The following is a 23486-nucleotide window of genomic DNA, read 5'->3' as shown; positions in this document are numbered from 1 at the left end:
TATATGGGATAAAGGGGCAATTTGCATGATAAGACCACAAATTCGGCACGATGGGGATGTCACGGCCAGCCCTTCCGAGGGGTAGACGGCAGGCGCTTCGGGACCCGGCGCGAGGAAGTACCGATGAGGCTCAGATCCGTCCTCTGCTCCACTGCTTCCGCCCTCTCCGCACTGGTGCTGCTCAGCGCCTGCAGCGGCGGCTCCGGCAACACGGCCCCGTCGGGCGGCGGCCAGCCGCTGGTCGGCGTCGAGTACCCGCGCTCCGACACCGACTTCTGGAACGCGTACATCAAGTACACGCCGGAATACGCCAAGCAGCTCGGCCTCTCGCTCAAGACCACCAACTCGCAGAACGATGTCGCCAAACTCGCCGCCAACGTGCAGACACTCATCCTCCAGGGCGTCAAGGGCATCGCGATGGCCCCGCAGAGCACATTTGCCATCGCGCCGATCCTGGCGGAGTTGCAGGCGGCGAAGATCCCGGTCGTGACCATCGACACCCGCCCCGACACCGGCAAGGTCTACATGGCGGTGCGCGCCGACAACCGCGCCTACGGCGAGAAGGCATGCAAGTACCTGGGCACCAAGCTGGGCGGCACGGGCAAGGTCGTGATGCTGGAGGGCGACCTCGCATCGATCAACGGCCGTGACCGCACCGGGGGATTCAACGACTGCATGAAGAAGAACTACCCGGGCATCAAGGTGTTCGGCGAGGCCACCAACTGGGACGGCGCCGTCGCCGCGCAGAAGCTCCAGACCGACCTGACGGCCCACCCGGACATCAAGGGCATCTACATGCAGTCCAGCTTGGCCCTGTCCGGCACCCTCCACGTGCTCAAGCAGCAGGGGCTGTTTCTCGGCCCGAAGGACAAGAAACACGTGTTCGTCGTCTCCAACGACGGCACCCCCAGGGAGCTCAAGGACATCTCCAACGGCACCATCGACGCCACCGTGTCCCAGCCGGTCGACCTTTACGCCAGGTACGCCCTGTACTACCTGAAGGCCGCGATCGACGGGAAGACGTTCAAGCCCGGCAGGACCGACCACGAGAGCATCATCGTGCGGGTCCGCGACGGACTTCTGGAAGACCAGCTCTCCGCCCCGCTCGTCACCGTCGACGGCGGCACGTACGGCGGCGTTCCCAGCCTCAAGAGCACCGACTCGTCTCTGTGGGGCAACAGTCACGGGTCCGGTCGGCCAACGGCCCTGTCCCGCATTCGGTGGTGACGGAGCGTGCCGCTGTGCGGCAACGCGCTGAACGACCGTCTTCGCGAGCGGCACGGGACCGTCACCTCGCAGGCGGAGTTCCTGCGCTTCCCGCGCGACCACCCAGGGTCCCGGGTGTGGCGGACCCTGCCGCCGAGTTCGCCAGCGGGATCGGTGCGACCGGCAATCCATCGGATCGGACGAGCGCGGCCAGGTCTGCGACGTGGGCCGAGGCCGGCGGGTGCCGTCGAGGGCCGTGTACCCGCCGACGCTGAAGGGGGCGGCGAACAACCCTCCCGGTGTCAACTGCCTATCCGCGGAGACGGGTTACGAAAGGCCGACGCCTTTCCGATGACGCATCATGTCGCGTGCGCAGCGACCGGTAGCCTTCGGGCCCGGCCGAAAGTCCCAGAAAAGTCCCAGAGGCGCCGCCACCTCCCCGCCCGCCTCGCGTTCATGCGGGTCAGTAGGGGTGTGGCGGCGCTTTTTCTGAAGAGCGTCAGATGTCCCGGAAGATCTCGATCTGCGCCCCGACGGAGTTCAGCCGCTCGGCGAGGTCCTCGTAACCGCGGTTGATGACATACACGTTGCGCAGCACCGACGTGCCCTCGGCCGCCATCATCGCCAGCAGGACGACCACGGCGGGGCGCAGCGCCGGCGGGCACATCATCTCGGCGGCGCGCCAGCGGGTCGGGCCCTCGACCAGGACCCGGTGCGGGTCGAGGAGCTGGAGGCGGCCGCCGAGGCGGTTGAGGTCGGTCAGGTAGATCGCGCGGTTGTCGTAGACCCAGTCGTGGATGAGGGTCTGGCCCTGCGCGGTCGCCGCGATCGCCGCGAAGAACGGGACGTTGTCGATGTTCAGGCCGGGGAAGGGCATCGGGTGGATCTTGTCGATCGGCGCCTCCAGCTTGGAGGGGCGGACCGTGAGGTCGACCAGGCGCGTACGGCCGTTGTCCGCGCAGTACTCGGGGCTGCGGTCGTGGTCGAGGCCCATCTCCTCCAGGACCGCCAGCTCGATCTCCAGGAACTCGATGGGGACCCGGCGGACCGTCAGCTCCGACTCCGTCACCACGGCGGCGGCCAGCAGGCTCATCGCCTCGACCGGGTCCTCGGAGGGGGAGTAGTCCACGTCGACGTCGATGTGCGGCATGCCGTGCACGGTCAGCGTCGTCGTGCCGATGCCCTCGACCTTGACGCCGAGCGCCTCCAGGAAGAAGCACAGATCCTGGACCATGTAGTTGGAGGAGGCGTTGCGGATGACCGTCACGCCGTCGTGCCGGGCGGCGGCCAGCAGCGCGTTCTCGGTCACGGTGTCGCCGCGCTCGGTCAGCACGATCGGACGGTCGGGGCGGACCGTGCGGTCGACCCGCGCGTGGTACTGCCCCTCGGTGGCCGCGATGTCCAGACCGAACCGGCGCAGCGCGATCATGTGCGGCTCGATGGTCCGCGTGCCCAGGTCGCAGCCGCCGGCGTACGGCAGCTTGAAGGCGTCCATGCGGTGCAGCAGCGGGCCGAGGAACATGATGATCGAGCGGGTGCGTACGGCCGCCTCGGCGTCGATCGCCGCGATCTCCAGCTCGGCCGGCGGCACCAGCTCCAGGTCGACGCCGTCGTTGATCCAGCGGGTGCGCACACCGATGGAGTTCAGCACCTCCAGGAGGCGGTACACCTCCTCGATGCGGGCCACCCGGCGCAGCACCGTGCGGCCCTTGTTGAGCAGCGAGGCGCACAGCAGCGCCACGCAGGCGTTCTTGCTCGTCTTCACGTCGATGGCACCGGACAGCCGGCGGCCGCCGACGACCCGCAGATGCATGGGACCGGCGTACCCCAGCGACACGATCTCGCTGTCCAGCGCCTCACCGATGCGCGCGATCATCTCAAGGCTGATGTTCTGGTTGCCCCGCTCGATGCGGTTGACCGCGCTCTGACTGGTGCCGAGCGCCTCCGCGAGCTGCGTCTGTGTCCAGCCACGGTGTTGCCGGGCGTCACGGATGAGCTTGCCGATGCGTACGAGGTAGTCGTCTGACATGAGACTGAGGCTATCTCAGATATGAGATGGCACCCGTCAGGGGGGTCCATTCGAGTGATGTCGCGTCAGCGACCAGTGAATTCACGGGCGATGAGGCTATCTGGGTGATTTGTCCATTAATCGCGGTTAGTTGCGAAAATGGAGAAAGTGTGGTTCGTGTCGCCGAAAAACGGCAGGGCTCGGCCCGACCCGGCATGACCATCCGGCGGCCATGTACTAGAGTTATCTCGACATCGAGATATCTGCCAGGCGCACCGCACCCCGCCACCCGCTAAGGGTTACCTAACTTAGCCTTACCTCAGCGGATCGGTCAGACCGGCGTGGCGGCACGATTGACGGTGGTACGCGCACATCAATGAAGGAGACTGTCGTGTCGGCGAACAGCTTCGACGCCCGCAGCACGCTGCAGGTGGGCGACGAGTCGTACGAGATCTTCCGGCTGGACAAGGTGGAAGGCTCGGCCCGCCTTCCGTACAGCCTGAAGGTGTTGCTGGAGAACCTGCTCCGCACCGAGGACGGCGCGAACATCACCGCCGACCACATCCGTGCCCTCGGCAGCTGGGACTCCCAGGCCCAGCCCAGCCAGGAGATCCAGTTCACGCCGGCCCGCGTGATCATGCAGGACTTCACCGGCGTCCCCTGCGTCGTGGACCTCGCGACCATGCGCGAGGCCGTGAAGGAGCTGGGCGGCGACCCGGCGAAGATCAACCCGCTGGCCCCGGCCGAGCTGGTCATCGACCACTCCGTCATCGCCGACAAGTTCGGCACCAACGACGCCTTCAAGCAGAACGTCGAGCTGGAGTACGGCCGCAACAAGGAGCGCTACCAGTTCCTGCGCTGGGGCCAGACCGCCTTCGACGAGTTCAAGGTCGTCCCGCCGGGCACCGGCATCGTCCACCAGGTGAACATCGAGCACCTGGCGCGGACCGTCATGGTCCGGAACGGCCAGGCCTACCCCGACACGCTCGTCGGCACCGACTCGCACACCACCATGGTCAACGGCCTCGGTGTGCTCGGCTGGGGCGTCGGCGGCATCGAGGCCGAGGCCGCCATGCTCGGCCAGCCGGTCTCCATGCTCATCCCGCGCGTCGTCGGCTTCAAGCTGACCGGTGAGCTCAAGCCGGGCACGACCGCCACGGACCTCGTCCTCACCATCACCGAGATGCTGCGCAAGCACGGTGTGGTCGGCAAGTTCGTCGAGTTCTACGGCGAGGGCGTCGCCGCCACCTCCCTGGCCAACCGCGCCACCATCGGCAACATGTCGCCGGAGTTCGGCTCCACCGCCGCGATCTTCCCGATCGACGGCGAGACCCTGAACTACCTGCGCCTGACCGGCCGCAGCGAGCAGCAGGTCGCGCTCGTCGAGGCGTACGCCAAGGAGCAGGGCCTCTGGCTCGACCCGGCGGCCGAGCCCGACTTCTCCGAGAAGCTGGATCTCGACCTGTCGACGGTCGTCCCGTCGATCGCCGGTCCGAAGCGTCCGCAGGACCGCATCGTCCTCGCGAACGCCGCCCAGCAGTTCGCGCTCGACGTCCGCAACTACGTGGACACCGCCGACGAGGCGGGCAAGGAGTCCTTCCCGGCCTCCGACGCCCCGGCGTCCGTCAACGGCGTCCCGTCCAACCCGGTCACCGTGACCGCCCCCGACGGCACGTCGTACGAGATCGACCACGGCGCGGTCACCGTCGCGGCCATCACCTCCTGCACCAACACCTCGAACCCGTACGTCATGGTCGCCGCCGCGCTGGTGGCCAAGAAGGCGGTCGAGAAGGGCCTGACCCGCAAGCCCTGGGTCAAGACCACCCTCGCCCCGGGCTCCAAGGTCGTCACCGACTACTTCGACAAGGCGGGCCTGACCCCGTACCTCGACAAGGTCGGCTTCAACCTGGTCGGTTACGGCTGCACCACCTGCATCGGCAACTCCGGCCCGCTGCCGGAGGAGGTCTCCAAGGCCGTCAACGACCACGACCTCGCGGTCACCTCGGTCCTCTCCGGCAACCGGAACTTCGAGGGCCGGATCAACCCCGACGTCAAGATGAACTACCTGGCCTCCCCGCCGCTGGTCGTCGCGTACGCCCTGGCGGGCTCCATGAAGGTGGACATCACCAGGGACGCCCTCGGCACCGACCAGGACGGCAAGCCGGTCTACCTGTCGGACATCTGGCCGACCGAGGCCGAGGTCAACGACGTCGTCGCCAACGCGATCGGCGAGGACATGTTCAACAAGTCCTACTCCGACGTCTTCGCCGGCGACGCCCAGTGGCAGTCCCTCCCGGTCCCGACCGGCAACACCTTCGAGTGGGACACCGAGTCCACCTACGTCCGCAAGCCCCCGTACTTCGAGGGCATGGGCATGGAGCCGGCCCCGGTCGAGGACATCGCGGGCGCCCGCGTCCTCGCCAAGCTCGGCGACTCGGTCACCACCGACCACATCTCGCCCGCCGGTGCCATCAAGGCCGACACCCCGGCCGGCCAGTACCTCACCGAGCACGGTGTGGAGCGTCGTGACTTCAACTCCTACGGCTCCCGCCGAGGCAACCACGAGGTCATGATCCGCGGCACGTTCGCCAACATCCGCCTGCGCAACCAGATCGCGCCGGGCACCGAGGGCGGCTACACCCGCGACTTCACCCAGGCCGACGCGCCGGTGTCGTTCATCTACGACGCCTCCCGCAACTACATCGAGCAGGGCATCCCGCTGGTCGTCCTGGCCGGCAAGGAGTACGGCTCCGGCTCGTCCCGCGACTGGGCCGCCAAGGGCACCGCGCTCCTCGGCGTCAAGGCCGTCATCGCCGAGTCGTACGAGCGCATCCACCGCTCGAACCTCATCGGCATGGGCGTCCTGCCGCTCCAGTTCCCGGAGGGCCAGTCCGCCGAGTCCCTCGGCCTGACCGGTGAGGAGACCTTCTCCTTCGCCGGCGTCACCGAGCTGAACAACGGCACCACGCCGCGCACGGTCAAGGTCACCACCGACACGGGCGTCGAGTTCGACGCGGTCGTCCGCATCGACACCCCCGGTGAGGCCGACTACTACCGCAACGGCGGCATCATGCAGTACGTGCTGCGCAACCTGATCCGCAAGTAAGCGGTCGCGCAGGGCAGTTGAGGGCCGCCTCCCCGGTGACGGGGAGGCGGCCCTTCGCCGTGCCCGGCCAGGTCATCACCGATCCTCAGGCTGAACACAGAGTTCCCCCAGCGAACCGGAACAGAATCCGTACATGTCTGACACCCCCGGGTCCCGGAGATGCGCCCCCGACCGAGGGGCCGCTCGCTGCGCACCCGCCTCCTGCTCCTCGTCACCGCCACCCTCGACGGCGTCTGCGCCGTCCTCGCGCTCACCGCCGTCCTCGCCCGACGTGCCTTCCCCATGGGCGCGTTGGACGACCGGGTCGGTGCCGCCGCCGCAGCCGGCGTGACCGGCGCCGCCCGTCACCCGGCCCGCCCCGCCGACCTCGCCTTCCTCGGCACCGGCGGCCACCCGGACGGACTGCTCGCCGCCCGCTTCGACACCGGCGGTGTCATCCTGGCCGCCGCGGTCGTCCGCGCGGACGACGGCCCGCGCCCGCTCGGCGCCGCCCAGCGCGCCGCCCTCACCGGCGTCCCCGACGACGGCTCGGCCCACACCCGCACCGTCCCCGGATTCGGCACCTACCGCGTCACCGCCCTCGACGCCGACGGCATCCGCGTCCTGGCCGGCCTGCCCCGGGACGACGTACGGCACATCCTCGACCAGCTCGTGCGCATCGAGGCCGCGGCCGCCGGCACCGTCCTCCTCCTCGCGGGCGCCGGCTGCGCCCTCGCCGTCCGCCGCCAGCTGCACCCGCTCGGCCACCTCGCCGCCACGGCCGCCGAGGTCGCCCGGACGCCGCTCACCCCCGACCGGCCCGCCCCGCTCGCCCGCATCCCCGCGCCCGACGCCGACCCCGGCACCGAGACCGGCCAGGTCGGCGCCGCCCTCAACCGCATGATCGACCAGGTCGAGGCCGCACACGCCGCACGCCGACGCGGCGAGGAGCGCGTCCGCCGCTTCATCGCCGACGCCGGCCACGAACTGCGCACCCCGCTCGCCTCCATCGCCGGCTACGCCGAGTTCATGAACCGCGCCCCCGGCCCGGGCGGCACCGCCGACGCCACCTGGCGCCGGATCGGCACCGAGTCCGCCCGGTTGACCGGCCTGGTCGAGAACCTCCTGCTGCTCGCCCGCCTCGCCGAGGACCGGCCCGCGCGGACGGCGACGGTGGACCTCGCCGTGCTGGCCGCCGAGGCGGTACGGGACGCACGCTTGACCGGCCCGGACCATGTGTGGCGCCTCGAACTCCCACCGGAATCAGGTCCGTTGGTCACCGGTGACGGACCGCGCCTGAAGCAGGCGCTGTCCGCCCTGCTGGCCGACGCCCGGGTGCACACCCCGCCCGGTACGAGGGTCACCGTCACCGTCGGCAGCACGGCCGGCCGGACCACCGTCCGGGTCCGCGACGACGGCCCCGGCATCCCGCCCGCCCTGCTGCCCACCGTCTTCGACCCCTTCACCCGCGCCGACCCGTCCCGCACCCGCCGGGGCCTCGCCGAGGGCGGCTCCGGACCGGGCCTCGCGGTGGCATGGGCGATCGCCGACGCCCACCGGGGCCGCCTCGGCGTCCGCAGCGAGCCGGGCCGCACCGAGTTCCGCATCGAGCTCCCCGCCGCGCGGCAGCCCCGCCCGCCCGGCCCCGCGGTGGGCTACGGCAGCGCCTGCTCCGCCCAGATCACCTTGCCCTGAGGGCTGTACCGGACGCCCCAGCGCTCGGTCATCTGCGACACCAGGAACAGCCCTCGGCCGCCCTCGTCGGTCGTCGCGGCGTACCGCAGATGCGGCGAGGTGTTGCTCCCGTCGGCCACCTCGCAGATCAGCGCGCGGTCGCGGATCAGCCGCAGCCGGATCGGATCGGATCCGTAGCGGATGGCGTTGGTGACCAGCTCGCTCAGGACGAGTTCCGTGGCGAAGCCCAGTTCGTCCAGGCCCCACTCCGCCATTTTCGCGGTCACGGCCAGGCGCATGTCCGACACGGCGGCCGGATCGCGGGGCACGTCCCACTCGGCGACCCGGTCGGGCGCCAGCGCCCGGGTGCGCGCGACGAGCACCGCGACATCGTCCGTGGGCCGCCCGGGCAGCAGCTCGTCCAGCACCGCCTGGCACATCTCGTCCGGCGACCGGTCCGGGTGCCGTGCCAGCGACTGCCGCAGCAGCTCCATGCCCACGTCCAGATCGCGGGTGCGGTCCTCGATCAGACCGTCGGTGTACAGCACCAGCCGGGTGTCCTCGGCCAGCTCCAGCTCGGCCGTCTGGAACGGCATGCCCCCGATGCCGAGCGGGGGCCCGGCCGGCAGCTCGGCGAAGGCGACGCTGCCGTCGGGCCGGACCAGCGCCGGTGCCAGATGCCCCGCCCGCGCCATGGTGCAGCGGCGTGTGATCGGGTCGTAGATCGCGTACAGACAGGTGGCGCCAGTGATCTCCCCGGTCGCCTCCGCACAGGCCTCGTCCTGGTCGATCCGGCCGACCAGGTCGTCGAGATGGCTCAGCAGCTCGTCGGGCGGCAGATCGAGGGTGGAGAAGTTGTGCACCGCGGTGCGCAGCCGTCCCATGGTGGCGGCCGCGTGCAGACCGTGGCCGACGACATCGCCGACGACCAGCGCCACCCGGCTGCCCGGCAGGGGGATCACGTCGAACCAGTCCCCGCTCACCCCGGACTGCGCGGGAAGGTAGCGGTACCCGACGTCGAGGGCGCTCTGCTCGGGCAGCGCGCGCGGCAGCAGGCTGCGCTGCAGGGTGACCGCCAGCGCGTGCTCACGGGCGTAGCGGCGGGCGTTGTCGATGCTGACCGCGGCGCGCGCCACCAGCTCCTCGGCCAGCGACACGTCCTCCTCGTCGAAGGGGTCCCGCTTGGCCCGGTAGAAGTTCGCCATGCCCAGGACGACGCCGCGGGCGCGGATCGGGGCGACGATCAGCGACTGGATGCCGTACTCCAGGATCGCGCGGGTACGCTCGGGGTCCTGGGCCTGCCAGTCCGGCGCGGCGGACAGGTCGACCACCAGCTCGGAGCGGCCGCTGCCGTACCCCCGGGCCTGGGGCGTGATCGGCAGGAAGTCGATCAGCCGGTCCTTCTCGTACAGCGGATGGTCGTCCCGGATCCCGCACATGGCGATGCGCCGCAGGTCCGTCGCGGTGGCGCCCGGCTCGTCGCCGTACAGCACGGCGTCGGCCAGGTCCACGGTGACGAAGTCGGCGAACCGCGGTACGGCGACCCGCGCCAGCTCGTCCGCGGTGCTCCCCACGTCGAGGGTGGTGCCGATGCCCACACCGGCGTCGTACAGCAGCTTGAGCCGCTCCCGGGCGACCTCCGCCCGGCCGGACAGGGCCTGCAGCTCGGTGGTGTCGCGCAGGGTCACCACGGTGCCTCCGGGGCCTCCGGCGCTGTCGGTGGGGCGCTGGTTGACCGCCAGCAGCCGCTCCCCGGCGAAGAGCACCTCGTCGGTGGCCTCGCGCCGGGAGACGAGCAGTTCCACGACGTCCGGATCGAGGTCCGGCAGCTGCGACGGGTGGCGTCCCTCGACCTCGGCGGGCAGGTCCAGCAGCCGCTTGGCCTCGTCGTTGACCAGCAGCAGCCGCCCGTCGGCTCCGACGATGAGCACGCCTTCGCGCACGGAGTGCAGCACCGTGTCGTGGTGCTCGTACATGCGGGTCATCTCGTCCGGGGCCAGGCTGTGGGTCTGCCGTCGCAGGCGCCTGCCCACCAGCGCCGTGCCGCCGGTCGACGCCACGAGCGCCCCGGCCCCCGCCGTCAGGATGATCGGCAGCTGCCGGTTGACCGCGTTGGTGATGTTCTTGACCTTCAGCCCGGCGGAGACGAGGGCGACCACCTTGCCGTGGGCGTCGTCGACCGGAACGGTCGCCTGCTCCTCGTGTCCGAGCGGGCCGTGGACGCTCTCCGTGTAGACCTTGCCGGCCAGCGACGGCGCGATCTGGCCGACGAACCGGTGCCCGATCTTGCTGGGGATCGGGTGCGTGTAGCGGATGCCGTGCGTGTTCATGACGACGATGAAGTCGACGCCCGCGGCCTTGCGCGTCGCCTCGGTGATCGGCTGGAGGATCTTGGACGGATCGGGCGTGCGCAGCACCGGCAGGAGGCCGGGGGAGTGGGCGAAGGTCTGGGCGACGGCGATGGACCGGCGCCTGGCCTCGGCGCTGGTATCCCGTTGCGACTGGAGGAACAGGGCGAGGACGCCGCAGATGACGAGGACCACGACCAGCGCCACTTGCAGGACCATGACCTGCCCGGCGACGCTCCGCGGGCTCTTGCCGATCACAGAGCGCCAGGAGAGACGCCTGAATCCCTCAGGCATGTCCGACATGCGGCCTTTGTAGCACTCATGTTTGCCGGGTGGCTATGGCCGGTCCGCGAGCCGGACAGCTCTGGGCGGACCCGGTGCTCAGGACGCACCGGGTCCGCGAGCCGGGCGGGCGAGGGGGTGGGTGTGTCCGCCCGGATGGTGCCGGCTTGGCGGTGACAACGTTGTCTTGCCCCTCCTTGACTCTACCGGCCCGACCGCGAAGGACGTCAACCCGCTTGAGGTAGCTCGACCGGGTGATCCCGCGCGCGCCGGCCTCGGCGCGCGCGGTCCTCCGTGGTAAGGGTGGCGCACGGTGCCGTTCCTGAGGCGTGTGCGCCGTCCCCGCGTCAGGCCAGCAGCTCCACCTCCGCCAGCGTCGATGCGCGGTCCAGCACCAGCCGGTACTTCGCGTAGGTGCCCGGCGTCGCGATGGTGAACGCCCGCGTCTGGCGGTCCCAGGGGAACGCCTCGGCGGAGCGGTGGTCCAGCGTCTTCCACGTGGAACCGTCCGCCGAGCCCTGGAGGGTCCAGCCCGCCGGTGCCCCGGTGTGGTCGGCCGGGGACGTCAGGGTGTACTGGACGGCCCTGACCGCGTGGTCGACCGGGAGGTCCACCGAGGTCACCGTGGCCTCGGTGGCCGACGTGTTGTCGAACAGCGGCCCGTCGCCCTTCAGCACGTCCGCCCGGGGCACCGGCACCTTGTCGTCCTGGGTCAGGGAGACCGGCCCCGCGTTCGTGCCCGTGCCCCACGCCGAGGGCCGGGCGCCCATGGCGAACGTCAGCTCGCCGCCCTTCGAGAGCAGCGAGTGGGGGAGCGAAGTGGAGTTCCAGGGGCGGCCGTCGAAGGTCACGCCCTGGATGTAGACGTTCTTCGCGCTGTTCGCCGGGGCCTTGATCACCAGGTCCCGGCCGTTCTCCAGGTGCACGGTGACCTGCTTGAACAGCGGGGAGCCGATGGAGTAGTCACCGCTGCCGGGCACCAGGGGGTAGAACCCGAGCGCCGAGAAGAGGTACCAGCCCGACTGCTCGCCGTTGTCCTCGTCGCCGTGGTAGCCCTGCCCGATCTCGCTGCCGAGGTAGAGCCGGGAGAGGATCTCGCGGACCGCCGCCTGGGTCTTCCAGGGCTGCCCGGCCGCGTCGTACAGGTACGGGATGTGGTGCGCGGGCTGGTTGGACTGCCCGAGCATGCCCATGCGGACGTCGCGCGCCTCGGTCATCTCGTGGATGACACCGCCGTAGGAGCCGACGAAGTCCGGGGAGGCCGTCTCCGGGGTGGCGAAGAACGTGTCCAGCTTGTGGGCGAGCGCCTGCCGGCCGCCGTACAGGTTGGCCAGCCCCCGGGTGTCCTGCGGGACGGTGAAGGCGTCGCCCCAGCCGTTGGTCTCCGTGTAGTCGTAGCCCCACACGCGCGGGTCGTACGCCGACGGGTCCAGCCGCCGGTTCCCCTGGTCGTCCCGGCCCTGGAAGAAGCCGACCTCGGGGTCGAACAGGTTCACGTAGTCGCGGGCGCGGTTGAGGAAGTACTCCGACTCGTCCTTGTAGTGCGTCTCGCCCGTCCTCCTGTACAGCGCCTCGCCCATCCGCGCGATGCCGTAGTCGTTGATGTACCCCTCCATCGCCCACGACAGGCCCTCGGTGGTGGAGGTGCTGGTGTAGCCGAGGAACGGCGAGGTGGCCATGCCCTTGCGGCCCACGCCCGACATCGGCGGGACGACGGTCGCGTTCTTCAGGGCCGCCTGGTACGCCGCCTTCGCGTCGAAGCGCACCCCCTTGACGTAGGCGTCGGCGAACGCCACGTCCGAGGAGGTGCCGGTCATCAGGTCGGCGTAGCCGGGCGAGGACCAGCGGGAGGTCCAGCCGCCGTCCTTGTACTGCTGCACGAACCCGTCGATCATCGCGCCCGCCTGAGTGGGCGTCAGGAACGAGTACGCCGGCCACGTGGTCCGATAGGTGTCCCAGAAGCCGTTGTTGACGTACACCTGGCCGTCGACGATCTTCGCGCCGGTGTGCGTCGGGGTGTCCTGGCTCTGCATGGGGGAGAAGGGGGACGCGTACTGGTCCTTCCCGTTCACCTTCTCGAAGCCCGAGTTCGGGTACAGGTACAGCCGGTACATGCTGGAGTACAGCGTGGTCAGCTGGTCCGGGGTCGCCCCGCGCACCTCGACCTTGCCGAGCAGTCTGTCCCAGGCGCGCTGGGCCCGGTCCTTCACGGTGTCGAAGGAGGTGCCGTCGGGGATCTCCTGGCGCAGGTTGTCCTTGGCCTGGTCGACGCCGATCAGCGAGGTCGCCAGGCGCACGGTGACCGTGTGGTCCGCGCCCGCGGCGAACCGCAGATAGCCCTTCACCCCGTTCGAACCGCCGTCCGTCACCGGCTTGTCGAACGTGCCGTACACGAACAGCCGGGTCGCCCCCGTCGACAGGCCGGACTTCACGTCCGAGTAGCCGGTGACGGTCCCGTGCTCCTTGTCGAGGGTCAGCCCCGCCTGCTCGGTGACGTTGTCGAAGAGCACGCTCGCGTCGTCGCCGGGGTAGGTGAAGCGCAGCACCGCCGCGTGGTCGGTCGGGGTCATCTCGGCCTTGACGCCGTTCTCGAAGCGGACCCCGTAGTAGTACGGCCGCGCGGTCTCGTTCTCGTGCCGGAACGGCAGTTGGCGTGCCTCGCGCCCGGTGTCCGGGGTGCCGGACGCGGCCGACGGCATCAACTGGAAGGTCTGCCGGTCGCCCATCCACGGGCTCGGCTCATGGCTCGCGCTGAACGCCTGGATCGTCGGCAGGTTGTCCTCGTCGTTCGCGCGCGCGTACTCGTACAGCCAGCTCAGCGAGGACGCGTTCGTCACCGGCGTCCAGAAGTTGAAGCCGTGCGGCAGCGCGGTCGCGGGGAAGTCGTTGCCGCGCGAGAAGCTGCCGCTGGAGTTGGTGCCGCGAGTGGTCAGCGCGTAGTCCGACAGATGCGCCCGCGGCTTCTCGGGTGCCACCGGTCTCAGCGCCACGTCGTCGATCCAGCCCCGGAACTTCGCGGGCCCGGCGGCGGAGTCGTACCCGACGAGGATCCGGTCGACCGTCTTGCCGGCCGCGACCGAGCCGATCCGCGAGAGCACGTCGTTCCACTGGTTGACGTACAGCGCCTTCGAGGTGCCCTGCCCGCGCGGCGACAGCGGGAACCCGTGCTGGTCGAGGGCGCCCAGGTCGCTCAGGTACGTCCCGTCGGTGAAGGCCAGGTCCAGGGAGACGTTCGTGGCGTCGTAGTCCCGGTCGCCGTCCGCCATCGACGGGAAGATCCGGTACGACAGCTGGGTGTCGGCGCCGACCTTCACGTGCACGCCGAAGACCTTGTTGTACGAGTACGCCCGGCCCGGTGTCGTGTGCCGCCCGGCGTAGCGCAGTGCCCTCTTTCCGGTGAACCCGGCGCGTGCCTTGGCCGTCGGCGAGGCGGTCGGGCCGTGGTCGACCACGGTCTGCATGTCCTCGGGGACGGGGCCCCCGGTGCCGCCGGTGGAGAACTGGACGTCGGCGAGCTGGAGGATGTCGGGGGCGCCGCCGTTCTTCGTGACCTCCAGCCGGAAGTGCTGGTACTCCGCCGGCTGGGCCAGGTCGTACGACCTGGTCTGGAACCGCTCGGAGAAGGTCTCGCCGGAGCGGGTGTCGACGCTCTTCCAGTCCTTGCCGTCCGTGGAGCCGAGGAGCGTCCAGTCCCTCGGGTCGCGCTCGGCGTGGTCGTTGGCCGAGGTGAGCGCGTACGTCACCAGCCTGACGGGCTTGTCGAGGTCGAACTCCGCCCAGCCGGTGGGCTGGAACGTCAGCCACTTGGTCCCGGGGTCGCCGTCGACCAGGTTCTCCTTCACCTCGCCGGCGCCCGTGTTCTCGCCGCTCGCCCGGACGCCGGTGACGTGGTCCGTCACATTGCCCGGGATGCCGGTGCTGTAGCCGCCGTCGACGCCCGAGGCGCGCTTGCCGCCGTCGGGCGCGGTGTCCACGGTGTCGATCCAGTCGGGTGCCGGGTCTCCCGCCTCGAACGAGGACGCGAACTCGCCGCCGGCGGCCGGAGCCCTGGCGGGCAGGGCGACCGCCGCGCCCTGTGCGCCGACGGCCATGACAAAGGCGGCCGTGAGGACGGCCGCCGGACCCCATCTGTGCCGAGTTCTCCGCTGCATCTACGGATTCCCCTCCTGCGCCCTATGTCGGACAACGTTGTCAAGCTCCGGGCGTAGGAACCAGTAGGGCGTCAAGTGGCCGGTGGTGTCAAGGGTGTTGGGTGTGGCATTCAGGGACTTATGCCGCGAGTTTTTCCGCCACCGGTGCGACGGAGGCCGGTATTTCCGCGAGGTCTCAACTCGGAAAAGACCCTTGGTGAACCGTGCATTCGATCTTGCTACCGTGGCGGGAAGTGGACTATACCTGTCGGCACTTCCAGCGTGACCCTGCACCACCCAGCTTGACCCGACAGCGGTGCCGGGGAGGATCCGGTTCACCGCCTGAGTCCTGGAGAAGGCGAGGACTTGAGCATGGGATCCACCTCGAACAACAGTGCCGAAGGCGTCGGCCGGCGCGATCTGATCAAGCGGTCCGCCGCGCTCGGCCTGGTCGCGGCCCCGGGTATGGGACTGCTGTCCGCCTGTGCGAGCAGCGGCGGAGGCGGCCAGAAGAAGGACAAGGCGGGGAAGAAGACCGCTAAGAACCCGCTGGGCGTCAACGACAGCGCCCAGATGGAATTCGTCCTCTTCGACGGCGGCTTCGGCAAGGAGTACGCCCAGGACGCGGTGAAGATCTATCAGAAGGACTTCCCCAAGGCGCAGGTGAAGTTCTCCGCCACCCAGAAGATCCAGTCCACGCTCCAGCCCCGCTTCAACCAGGGCAACCCGCCGGACCTCATCGACAACTCCGGCGCCGAGCAGATGGACATGGGCGTCCTCGTCGGCAAGAACCAGCTCGCCGACCTCACCCCGCTGCTGGACGCGCCGTCGTACGACGACCCGGGCAAGAAGGTCCGCGACACGCTGCGCCCCGGCATCGTGGAGATGGGCCAGTTCGACGGCAACCCGGTGTGGATCTTCTACTACGCCTACACGGTGTACGGCGTCTGGTACTCGCAGAAGGCGCTGGACTCGCTCGGCGCGGAGTACCCGAAGACCTGGGACGAGATGCTCGCGGTCTGCGAGAAGGCCAAGAAGAAGGGCATGGCGGGCTGGACGTACGCGGGCAAGTACCCGTACTACCTCCCCTTCTCGCTCTACCCGATGATCGGCAAGGTCGGCGGGCGCGAGGTGCTCGACGCCATCGACAACCTGGAGCCGAACGCCTGGAAGCACCCGGCCGTCAAGGCCTGTTTCGAGGCGTACTACGAGCTGTACAAGAAGGGCTACATCCTCAAGGGCACCCCGGGCCTGGACCACATCCAGTCGCAGACCGCCTGGGCCAAGGGCGAGGCGCTCTTCATCCCGAACGGCTCCTGGGTGGAGAACGAGTCGGCGAACGTCATCCCGAAGGACTTCAACCTGGCCGTCTCCGCGCCCTCCGGCATCGACAGCGGCGACAAGCTGCCGTTCGGCACCATCTGGGCCTCCGGCGGTGAGCCGTTCATCGTGCCGGCCAAGGCGGCGAACCCCGAGGGCGGCATGGAGCAACTGCGCATCATGCTCTCCGAGGCGTCGTCGAAGAACTTCACCAGCAAGGTGAAGTCGCTGACGGCCTACAACGGCGGCACCACCGGGATCACGCTCACCCCGGGCCTCAAGTCGGGTGTCGCGGCGCTTCAGCTGGCCGGATCCAACGTGGTGAATCCGCGCCTTCAGGACTGGTACGTGCAGCTCCAGAAGGAGAAGATCGGGGTGTCCGGCCTCGGCGAGATGATGGCCGGCCGGCTCACCCCGGCCGAGGCCATCAAGAAGATCCAGGGATTCGCCGACGAAGCGGCCAAGGACACCACCATCAAGCACTACAAGCACCAGTAAACAGCACCCTGACCGCACCGGAGTGGCGATGCAGCACGGCAAGTACCGGTTCATCGTGGGGTTTCTGGCATTGCCCCTGGGACTGTACGCGCTCTTCGTGGTCTGGCCGTTCATCCAGTCCATCTACTATTCGTTCACGGACTGGACCGGCCTGAGCCCCGAATTCAAGATGGTCGGCTTCGACAACTACACGAGGATGGTCCACGACGACATCTTCTGGAAGTCGCTGGAGCACAGTCTGCTGTTCGCCCTGGTGCTGCCACTGGTGACGATCAGTCTGGCGCTGTTCTTCGCCTTCATGATCAATGTGGGCGGACGGCGGAGGAAGGGCGGCCCCGCGATCTCGGGGGTGCGGGGCTCGTCCTTCTACAAAATCGTCTATTTCTTCCCGCAGGTGCTGTCCATCGCGATCGTCGCGTTGCTGTTCGCCTTCGCGTACAACCCGGACAGCGGCGCGATCAACTCGATACTGCGGGGCATCGGCCTCGGCAGCGTCCAGCCGCTGTGGCTGGGTGATCCGAGCCTCGCGCTGTGGTGTGTGATGGCCGTGCTCGTCTGGTCCACGGTCGGCTTCTTCGTGGTCCTGTTCTCGGCGGGCATGGCCTCGATCCCCACCGAACTGTACGAATCGGCGCTGCTCGACGGCGCCGGCCGGGCCGCCACCTTCTTCCGGATCACCCTGCCGCTGCTGTGGGACACCGTGCAGTCCGGCTGGGTCTACATGGGCATCCTCGCGCTCGGCGCCGAGTCGTTCGCGGTCGTACAGATCATGACGACCGGACCGGGCGGGCCCGACTACTCGACCACGGTGCTGGTCCTGTACGTGTACCAGAAGGCGTTCCGGGACGGTCAGGCCGCCTACGCCACCACGATCGGCGTCGCCCTGCTCGTCGTCACCCTCGCCTTCGCGGCGATCGTGATGCGGCTGGGACGTCGCGAGCGGCTGGAGTTCTGAGAAGCGATGAAGACGACCGAGACCCCCGCACCGCTGCCGGCCGAGTCCGGCGCGACCGTCTCCAAGATCGACGTACCTGTCCCGGGGCCCGCCGGGAGGAAGAAGGAGGGCGGTGCCCTCAACGTCTTCTCCCACGGCGTGCTGATCATCTGGGCGATCATGGTGGTCACGCCGCTGCTGTGGGCGGTGATGACGTCCTTCAAGTCCGACAGCTCCATCTTCTCCTCGCCCTGGTCGCTGCCGGACCACCTGCACTTCGACAACTGGGCGCGGGCCTGGACCGACGCCAACATGGGCGACTACTTCCTCAACACCGTCCTGGTGGTCGGCGGTTCGCTCATCGGCACCCTGGTCCTCGGCTCCATGGCGGCCTACGTCCTCGCCCGCTTCGACTTCCCGGGCAACCGCTTCATCTACTACCTGTTCGTCGGCGGCATGAGCTTCCCGATCATGCTCGCGCTGGTCCCGCTGTTCTACGTCGTGAACAACATGGGCCTGCTGAACACGATCCACGGCCTGATCCTGGTCTACATCGCGTACTCGCTGCCGTTCACCGTCTTCTTCCTGACGGCGTTCTTCCGCACCCTGCCGACCTCGGTGGCGGAGGCGGCGTTCGTGGACGGCGCTTCGCACACGCGTACGTTCTTCCAGATCATGCTGCCCATGGCCAAGCCCGGCCTGATCAGCGTCGGCATCTTCAACTTCCTGGGCCAGTGGAACCAGTACATGCTGCCCACGGTCCTCAACACCGACCCCGACAAGAAGGTCCTCACCCAGGGACTGGTCCAGCTGGCGGTCAGCCAGGGTTACAAGGGCGACTGGTCCGGCCTCTTCGCGGGCCTGGTGATGGCCATGCTGCCGGTGCTCGGGGCGTACATCGTCTTCCAGCGCCAGGTCGTCCAGGGCCTGACCGCGGGGGCGCTCAAGTAGCCCCCGGACCCCGACGGAGGTCACCCGTCGCGACCGTCCGTGCGCACGCCGTCCTGACATCGGGGCGGCGTGCGCCGCTGTGTGCGCTGTGTCTCCGAGGCCCCGGATACGGTTCAACCTCTTGACGTGAGTCGCCCCGAACGGCTCAGCTTAGAGTTCACTAGTTGGACATACGCGGGGCCTCGCCGAAGCGGTCCCGCGCTCAGGAGGTCGTCGTGGAGACTCCAGGGTCGCAGTCGTCGCTGCACCGAGCCAACCTGGAGCGGGTCGTCCGGGCCGTACGCCTGGCAGGGTCCCTCACGCAGGCGGAGATCGCGCGGACGACCGGTCTGTCCGCCGCGACCGTCTCCAACATCGTGCGGGAGTTGAAGGACGGCGGAACCGTCGAGGTCACGCCCACGTCCGCGGGCGGCCGCCGGGCCCGCAGCGTCAGCCTGAGCGGGGACGCCGGCATCGTGATCGGTGTCGACTTCGGGCACACCCACCTGCGGGTCGCGATCGGCAACCTCGCCCATCAGGTGCTGGCCGAGGAGTCCGAGCCGCTGGATGTGGACGCGTCCGCCGCACAGGGCTTCGACCGGGCGGAACGGCTGGTCAGCAGGCTGATCGAGGCCACCGGGGTGAACCGGTCCAAGGTGGCCGGGGTGGGCCTCGGCGTGCCGGGCCCGATCGACGTCGAGTCGGGGACGCTGGGCTCCACCTCGATCCTGCCGGGCTGGGGCGGCACCAAGCCCGCCGAGGAGCTGCGTGAGCGGCTCGGCGTGCCCGTGCACGTGGACAACGACGCCAACCTCGGCGCCCTCGGCGAGCTGGTCTGGGGCAGCGGGAAGGGCGTGCGCGACCTCGCGTACATCAAGGTCGCGAGCGGTGTCGGCGCGGGTCTGGTGATCGACGGGAAGATCTATCGCGGCCCGGGCGGCACCGCCGGAGAAATCGGGCATATTACACTCGATGAATCCGGCCCGGTCTGCCGCTGCGGCAACCGTGGCTGCCTGGAGACCTTCGCGGCCGCGCGCTACGTGCTCCCGCTGCTCCAGCCCAGCCACGGCCCCGACCTCACGCTTGAGGGCGTCGTACGGCTGGCCAGGGAAGGTGACCCGGGCTGCCGTCGGGTGATCGCCGACGTCGGCCGCCACATCGGCAGTGGAGTGGCCAATCTCTGCAATCTGCTGAACCCGAGCAGGGTGGTCCTCGGCGGTGATCTCGCCGAGGCCGGTGAGCTGGTGCTCGGGCCGATCAGGGAGTCCGTCGGCCGTTACGCCATCCCCAGTGCGGCACGTCAACTGTCCGTCCTCCCCGGGGCACTTGGCGGTCGTGCGGAGGTGCTCGGGGCGCTCGCCCTGGCCCTCAGCGAGATGGGTGATTCATCCCTTTTGTCGGGCAATGTCGCCGGGGCTCTCTCCGTGGCGACCCCTGCCTTCACTTAGATAACGGATGGCACCGTTGCCATCTCGTTAAGGATTTACTTCTTGACGTCGAACTCGCGGCCGAGTTGACTTCCAGCCACCTCGGCCGCAACGACGCGGCCTCGTCAGGGAGGTTTTCAAGTGAACGCACGTATGCGTCGTGCCGCCGTTGTCGTTGCCGCCGGTACGATGGCCGTCACGCTGGCCGCCTGTGGCAGTGCCAAGGAGTCGAAGGGCGGCAGCTCTTCCTCCTCGTCGTCCTCCGCGAAGAAGGGCGACAACATCAAGGTCGGCCTCCTCCTTCCGGAGAACAAGACCGCGCGTTACGAGAAGTTCGACAAGCCGCTGATCGAGAAGAAGATCAAGGAGCTGACGAACGGCAAGGCCACGATCGACTACAACAACGCCCGCCAGGACGCGAACCTGCAGGCGCAGCAGGTCGACACCATGATCACCAACAAGGTGGACGTCCTGATCGTGGACGCGGTCGACGCCAAGGCCATCCAGAACTCCGTGCAGAAGGCCGTGGACGCCGGCATCAAGGTCGTCGCCTACGACCGCCTCGCCGAGGGCCCGATCAGCGCCTACACCTCCTTCGACAACGAGGAGGTCGGCAAGACCCAGGGCCAGGCCCTGCTGAAGGCGCTGGGCGGCAAGGCCACCAAGTCCTCCAAGATCGTGATGGTCAACGGCTCGGTCACCGACCCGAACGCCGCCCAGTTCAAGAAGGGCGCCCACGAGGTGCTCGACGGCAAGGTCACGGTCGCCAAGGAGTTCGACACCAAGGAGTGGTCGCCGGACAACGCCAACTCCGAGATGGAGGCGGCGATCTCCGCGGTCGGCAAGGGCAACATCGCGGGTGTCTACTCCGCCAACGACGGCATGGCCGGCGGTATCATCACCGCCCTCAGCGGCGCCGGCATCAAGGTCCCGGTCACCGGCCAGGACGCCGAGCTCGCCGGTGTGCAGCGCATCGTCGCCGGTACGCAGTACATGAGCGTCTTCAAGTCCTACCCGCAGGAGGCGAACGTCGCCGCCGAGCTGGCGGTTGCCGTCGCCAAGGGCCAGGACCTGAGCTCCGTCGCCAAGGACAAGGTCTCCAGCGGCAGCGCCAAGGACATCCCGTCGGTCATCGTCCCGGTCGTCTCGCTGACCCAGGACAACATCAAGGACACGGTCATCAAGCAGGGCTACTACACCGTCTCCGACATCTGCACCGCCGACTACAAGGCGGCCTGCGACAAGCTCGGCCTCAAGTAACCGGCGCCAAGTCCCTTCCCGTACACGGACGTTCGTCCTTGAATGCCCCGTAGGGAAGCAGACCGACCGCCCGCAAGGCTCCTCCGGCGCCCCGCGATCACACAGCCCCGCAAGCTCGGCGCGGGGCGCCGGACGGAACTCCCCCAGGGTTTCCCCCAACCCTTCCACCCAGATTTCTGCACAACCTCCCGCCGGGTCAGGCGGCGAAGGAGATGGTTCACGTGTCCGCTACGCCCGTGCTGGCGTTGCGCGGGGTCTCCAAGCGGTTCGGTGCCGTTCAGGCGCTCACCGACGTAGAGCTTGAGGTCCACGCCGGTGAGGTGGTCGCCCTGGTGGGCGACAACGGTGCCGGAAAGTCCACGCTGGTCAAGACGATCGCCGGCGTGCACCCGATCGACGAGGGTGCCATCGAGTGGGACGGCAAGCCCGTCACCATCACCCGGCCGCACGACGCCCAGGCACTGGGCATCGCGACGGTCTACCAGGACCTCGCGCTGTGCGACAACATCGACGTCGTCGGCAACCTCTTCCTCGGCCGTGAGCTGAGGAAGTGGGGCGTCCTGGACGAGGTCGAGATGGAGCGCCGCTCCCGCGAGCTGCTCACCACGCTGTCGATCCGCATCCCCAGCGTCCGTATCCCGATCGCCTCGCTCTCCGGCGGCCAGCGCCAGACCGTGGCCATCGCCCGCTCGATGCTCGGCGAGCCCAAGCTGGTCATCCTCGACGAGCCGACCGCCGCCCTCGGCGTCGAGCAGACCGCCCAGGTCCTCGACCTGGTCGAGCGCCTGCGCGAGCGCGGCCACGCCGTCATCCTCATCAGCCACAACATGGCGGACGTGAAGGCGGTGGCCGACAAGGTCGCCGTCCTGCGCCTCGGCCGCAACAACGGCGTCTTCGAGGTCAAGACGACCTCGCAGGAGGAGATCATCTCCGCCATCACCGGCGCCACCGACAACGCCGTGACCCGCCGTGCGGCGCGCACGAACGGGGAGGTTTCCAAGTGAGCATCGACAAGACCTCCGCAAGCGCCGACGAGGCCCCGGCGCAGGACGCGCCCGCCGTGGAGAACCCCGAGGCCGCGGCCGCCGCGGTCACCGCGGTCGACCCGCGCCTGCTGGTCCAGCAGGAGGGCCTGGTCGGCTACTGGCACGAGTTCAAGCGCAAGATGAAGGCCGGTGAGCTGGGCTCCGTCCCGGTCATCCTCGGCCTCGCGATCATCTGCGTCATCTTCCAGGTCCTGAACTCCAACTTCCTGTCCGCGCAGAACATCAACGACATCACGATCACGATGGTCGGCACGGGCATGATCTCGGTCGGCATCGTCTTCGTGCTGCTGCTCGGCGAGATCGACCTGTCCGTCGGCTCCGTGAGCGGCGCGGCCAGCGCCCTCGCCGGTGTCCTCGCGGTCAACCAGGGCTGGCCCGAGTGGACGGCCGTGCTCATCGCCATCGGCGCCGGCATCGCCATCGGCGCGCTGCACGGCTTCTTCTTCGCCGTGCTCGGTGCCCCCGCCTTCGCCGTGACGCTGGCCGGTCTGCTGTTCTGGCTGGGCTTCATGCTGAAGGTGCTGGGCGCCGACGGCACGATCAACCTCGACCCGAACGGCCTGGTCGGCAAGCTCACCACGTACTACTTCTCGGACGTGGCCGCCGCCTACGGGCTCGCCGTCGTCGTGGTCGCGGTGTTCTTCCTCACCTCGTTCCTGGGCAACCGGCGCCGGGAGGCCGCGGGCGTGCCGTCCCGGCCGCTCAGCGACACGGTCCTGCGCACGGTGCTGCTGGCCGTGATCTCCTTCGCCGCGGCGTACATGTACAACCAGTACAAGGGCCTGCCGCTGGCCACGGTGATCTTCCTCGCCTTCCTGATCGGCACCGACTTCGTGCTGCGCCGCACGCCGTACGGCCGCAAGATCTTCGCGCTCGGCGGCAGCGTCGAGGCGTCCCGGCGTGCGGGCATCAACGTCACCGCGGTGCGGATCTCCGTCTTCGCCATCTCGGGCGGCTTCGCCGCGATCGGCGGCCTCTTCCTGGCCTCGAAGATCGCGTCGGCCAACCAGAGCGCCGGCACCGGTGACCTGCTGATGAACGCGATCGCCGCGGCCGTCATCGGCGGTACGTCGCTCTTCGGCGGCCGGGGCCGCACCTGGAACGCGCTGCTCGGTGTGCTGGTGATCGTCTCGATCCAGTACGGGCTCCAGCTGGAGTCCATCGCGGAGCCGGTGAAGTACATGATCACCGCCGCGGTCCTGCTCACCACCGTGGTGATCGACTCGATCACCCGGAAGACGCAGAAGACCGCCGGTCGCGCGTAACGTCGCGCGCAACAAGGGGTAGGAACAGTTGCCCGGTGCCCGAAAGGTGCCGGGCGCTGTCATGTCCTGCAAA

13 protein-coding genes are annotated in these 23486 nt (G+C 69.0%); 10 read left to right on the top strand and 3 right to left on the bottom strand.

Features of this window, described 5'->3' with window-relative positions; all coding sequences use genetic code 11:
* Positions 1-123 precede the first annotated feature (123 nt).
* A complete protein-coding gene (locus ACZ4MF_RS13675) occupies positions 124-1227 on the top strand; it encodes a sugar ABC transporter substrate-binding protein (RefSeq protein WP_467492191.1) in 1104 nt (367 codons plus the stop codon).
* Between the two features lie 478 nt (positions 1228-1705).
* Here ACZ4MF_RS13675 and ACZ4MF_RS13670 read toward each other — a convergent pair whose 3' ends face one another.
* A complete protein-coding gene (locus ACZ4MF_RS13670) occupies positions 1706-3235 on the bottom strand; it encodes a helix-turn-helix domain-containing protein (protein WP_467492190.1) in 1530 nt (509 codons plus the stop codon).
* A gap of 370 nt (positions 3236-3605) precedes the next feature.
* Here ACZ4MF_RS13670 and acnA point away from each other — a divergent pair, with 370 nt between their 5' ends.
* Positions 3606-6320, top strand: coding sequence for an aconitate hydratase AcnA (gene acnA, locus ACZ4MF_RS13665; RefSeq protein ID WP_467492189.1), 2715 nt, complete (start codon positions 3606-3608; stop codon positions 6318-6320).
* Between the two features lie 159 nt (positions 6321-6479).
* Positions 6480-7994, top strand: a complete 1515-nt coding sequence (locus ACZ4MF_RS13660) for a HAMP domain-containing sensor histidine kinase (RefSeq protein ID WP_467492188.1) — start codon at positions 6480-6482, stop codon at positions 7992-7994.
* Here ACZ4MF_RS13660 and ACZ4MF_RS13655 read toward each other — a convergent pair.
* Positions 7955-10624 carry a SpoIIE family protein phosphatase gene (locus tag ACZ4MF_RS13655; protein ID WP_467492187.1) on the bottom strand — a complete coding sequence of 890 codons (2670 nt, stop codon included), beginning with the start codon at positions 10622-10624 and terminating at the stop codon, positions 7955-7957. The genes ACZ4MF_RS13660 and ACZ4MF_RS13655 overlap by 40 nt on opposite strands.
* A gap of 326 nt (positions 10625-10950) precedes the next feature.
* Positions 10951-14754, bottom strand: a complete 3804-nt coding sequence (locus ACZ4MF_RS13650; RefSeq protein ID WP_467492186.1) for a GH92 family glycosyl hydrolase — start codon at positions 14752-14754, stop codon at positions 10951-10953.
* Positions 14755-15105: 351 nt separating this feature from the next.
* On the opposite strand from ACZ4MF_RS13650, the gene ngcE reads away from it, so the two are divergent.
* The 7 genes from ngcE (at position 15106) to ACZ4MF_RS13615 (ending at position 23413) form a co-directional block, all read left to right on the top strand.
* Positions 15106-16551: an N-acetylglucosamine/diacetylchitobiose ABC transporter substrate-binding protein gene (ngcE, locus tag ACZ4MF_RS13645; protein ID WP_467492185.1), complete on the top strand. Its 1446-nt coding sequence runs from the start codon at positions 15106-15108 to the stop codon at positions 16549-16551.
* 28 nt (positions 16552-16579) lie between these two features.
* A complete protein-coding gene (locus ACZ4MF_RS13640; protein WP_356021707.1) occupies positions 16580-17506 on the top strand; it encodes a carbohydrate ABC transporter permease in 927 nt (308 codons plus the stop codon).
* A 6-nt stretch (positions 17507-17512) separates the two neighbouring features.
* Positions 17513-18436 carry a carbohydrate ABC transporter permease gene (locus tag ACZ4MF_RS13635; protein WP_467492184.1) on the top strand — a complete coding sequence of 308 codons (924 nt, stop codon included), beginning with the start codon at positions 17513-17515 and terminating at the stop codon, positions 18434-18436.
* 215 nt (positions 18437-18651) lie between these two features.
* Positions 18652-19863 (top strand): ROK family transcriptional regulator, encoded by a 1212-nt coding sequence (locus ACZ4MF_RS13630; protein ID WP_467492183.1) that lies wholly within the window; start codon positions 18652-18654, stop codon positions 19861-19863.
* Between the two features lie 120 nt (positions 19864-19983).
* Positions 19984-21102 (top strand): substrate-binding domain-containing protein, encoded by a 1119-nt coding sequence (locus tag ACZ4MF_RS13625; protein WP_467492182.1) that lies wholly within the window; start codon positions 19984-19986, stop codon positions 21100-21102.
* A gap of 212 nt (positions 21103-21314) precedes the next feature.
* Positions 21315-22106 (top strand): ATP-binding cassette domain-containing protein, encoded by a 792-nt coding sequence (locus ACZ4MF_RS13620; protein WP_467492181.1) that lies wholly within the window; start codon positions 21315-21317, stop codon positions 22104-22106.
* Positions 22103-23413, top strand: a complete 1311-nt coding sequence (locus ACZ4MF_RS13615) for a sugar ABC transporter permease (protein ID WP_362821576.1) — start codon at positions 22103-22105, stop codon at positions 23411-23413. Before ACZ4MF_RS13620 ends, ACZ4MF_RS13615 begins: the two co-directional genes overlap by 4 nt.
* Positions 23414-23486 lie beyond the last annotated feature (73 nt).

The sequence above is a fragment of the Streptomyces sp. NPDC025793 genome (assembly GCF_055558375.1).
Note: the sequence above shows the minus strand (reverse complement) of the source record. Positions and strands in the feature narration are given on the sequence as shown.

Coding starts and splice junctions, on each gene's coding strand:
- ACZ4MF_RS13675 (WP_467492191.1), top strand. CDS start 124: ATGAGGCTCAGATCCGTCCTCTGCTCCACTGCTTCCGCCCTCTCCGCA.
- ACZ4MF_RS13670 (WP_467492190.1), bottom strand. CDS start 3,235: ATGTCAGACGACTACCTCGTACGCATCGGCAAGCTCATCCGTGACGCC.
- ACZ4MF_RS13660 (WP_467492188.1), top strand. CDS start 6,480: ATGCGCCCCCGACCGAGGGGCCGCTCGCTGCGCACCCGCCTCCTGCTC.
- ACZ4MF_RS13655 (WP_467492187.1), bottom strand. CDS start 10,624: ATGTCGGACATGCCTGAGGGATTCAGGCGTCTCTCCTGGCGCTCTGTG.
- ACZ4MF_RS13650 (WP_467492186.1), bottom strand. CDS start 14,754: ATGCAGCGGAGAACTCGGCACAGATGGGGTCCGGCGGCCGTCCTCACG.
- ngcE (WP_467492185.1), top strand. CDS start 15,106: ATGGGATCCACCTCGAACAACAGTGCCGAAGGCGTCGGCCGGCGCGAT.
- ACZ4MF_RS13640 (WP_356021707.1), top strand. CDS start 16,580: ATGCAGCACGGCAAGTACCGGTTCATCGTGGGGTTTCTGGCATTGCCC.
- ACZ4MF_RS13635 (WP_467492184.1), top strand. CDS start 17,513: ATGAAGACGACCGAGACCCCCGCACCGCTGCCGGCCGAGTCCGGCGCG.
- ACZ4MF_RS13620 (WP_467492181.1), top strand. CDS start 21,315: ATGGTTCACGTGTCCGCTACGCCCGTGCTGGCGTTGCGCGGGGTCTCC.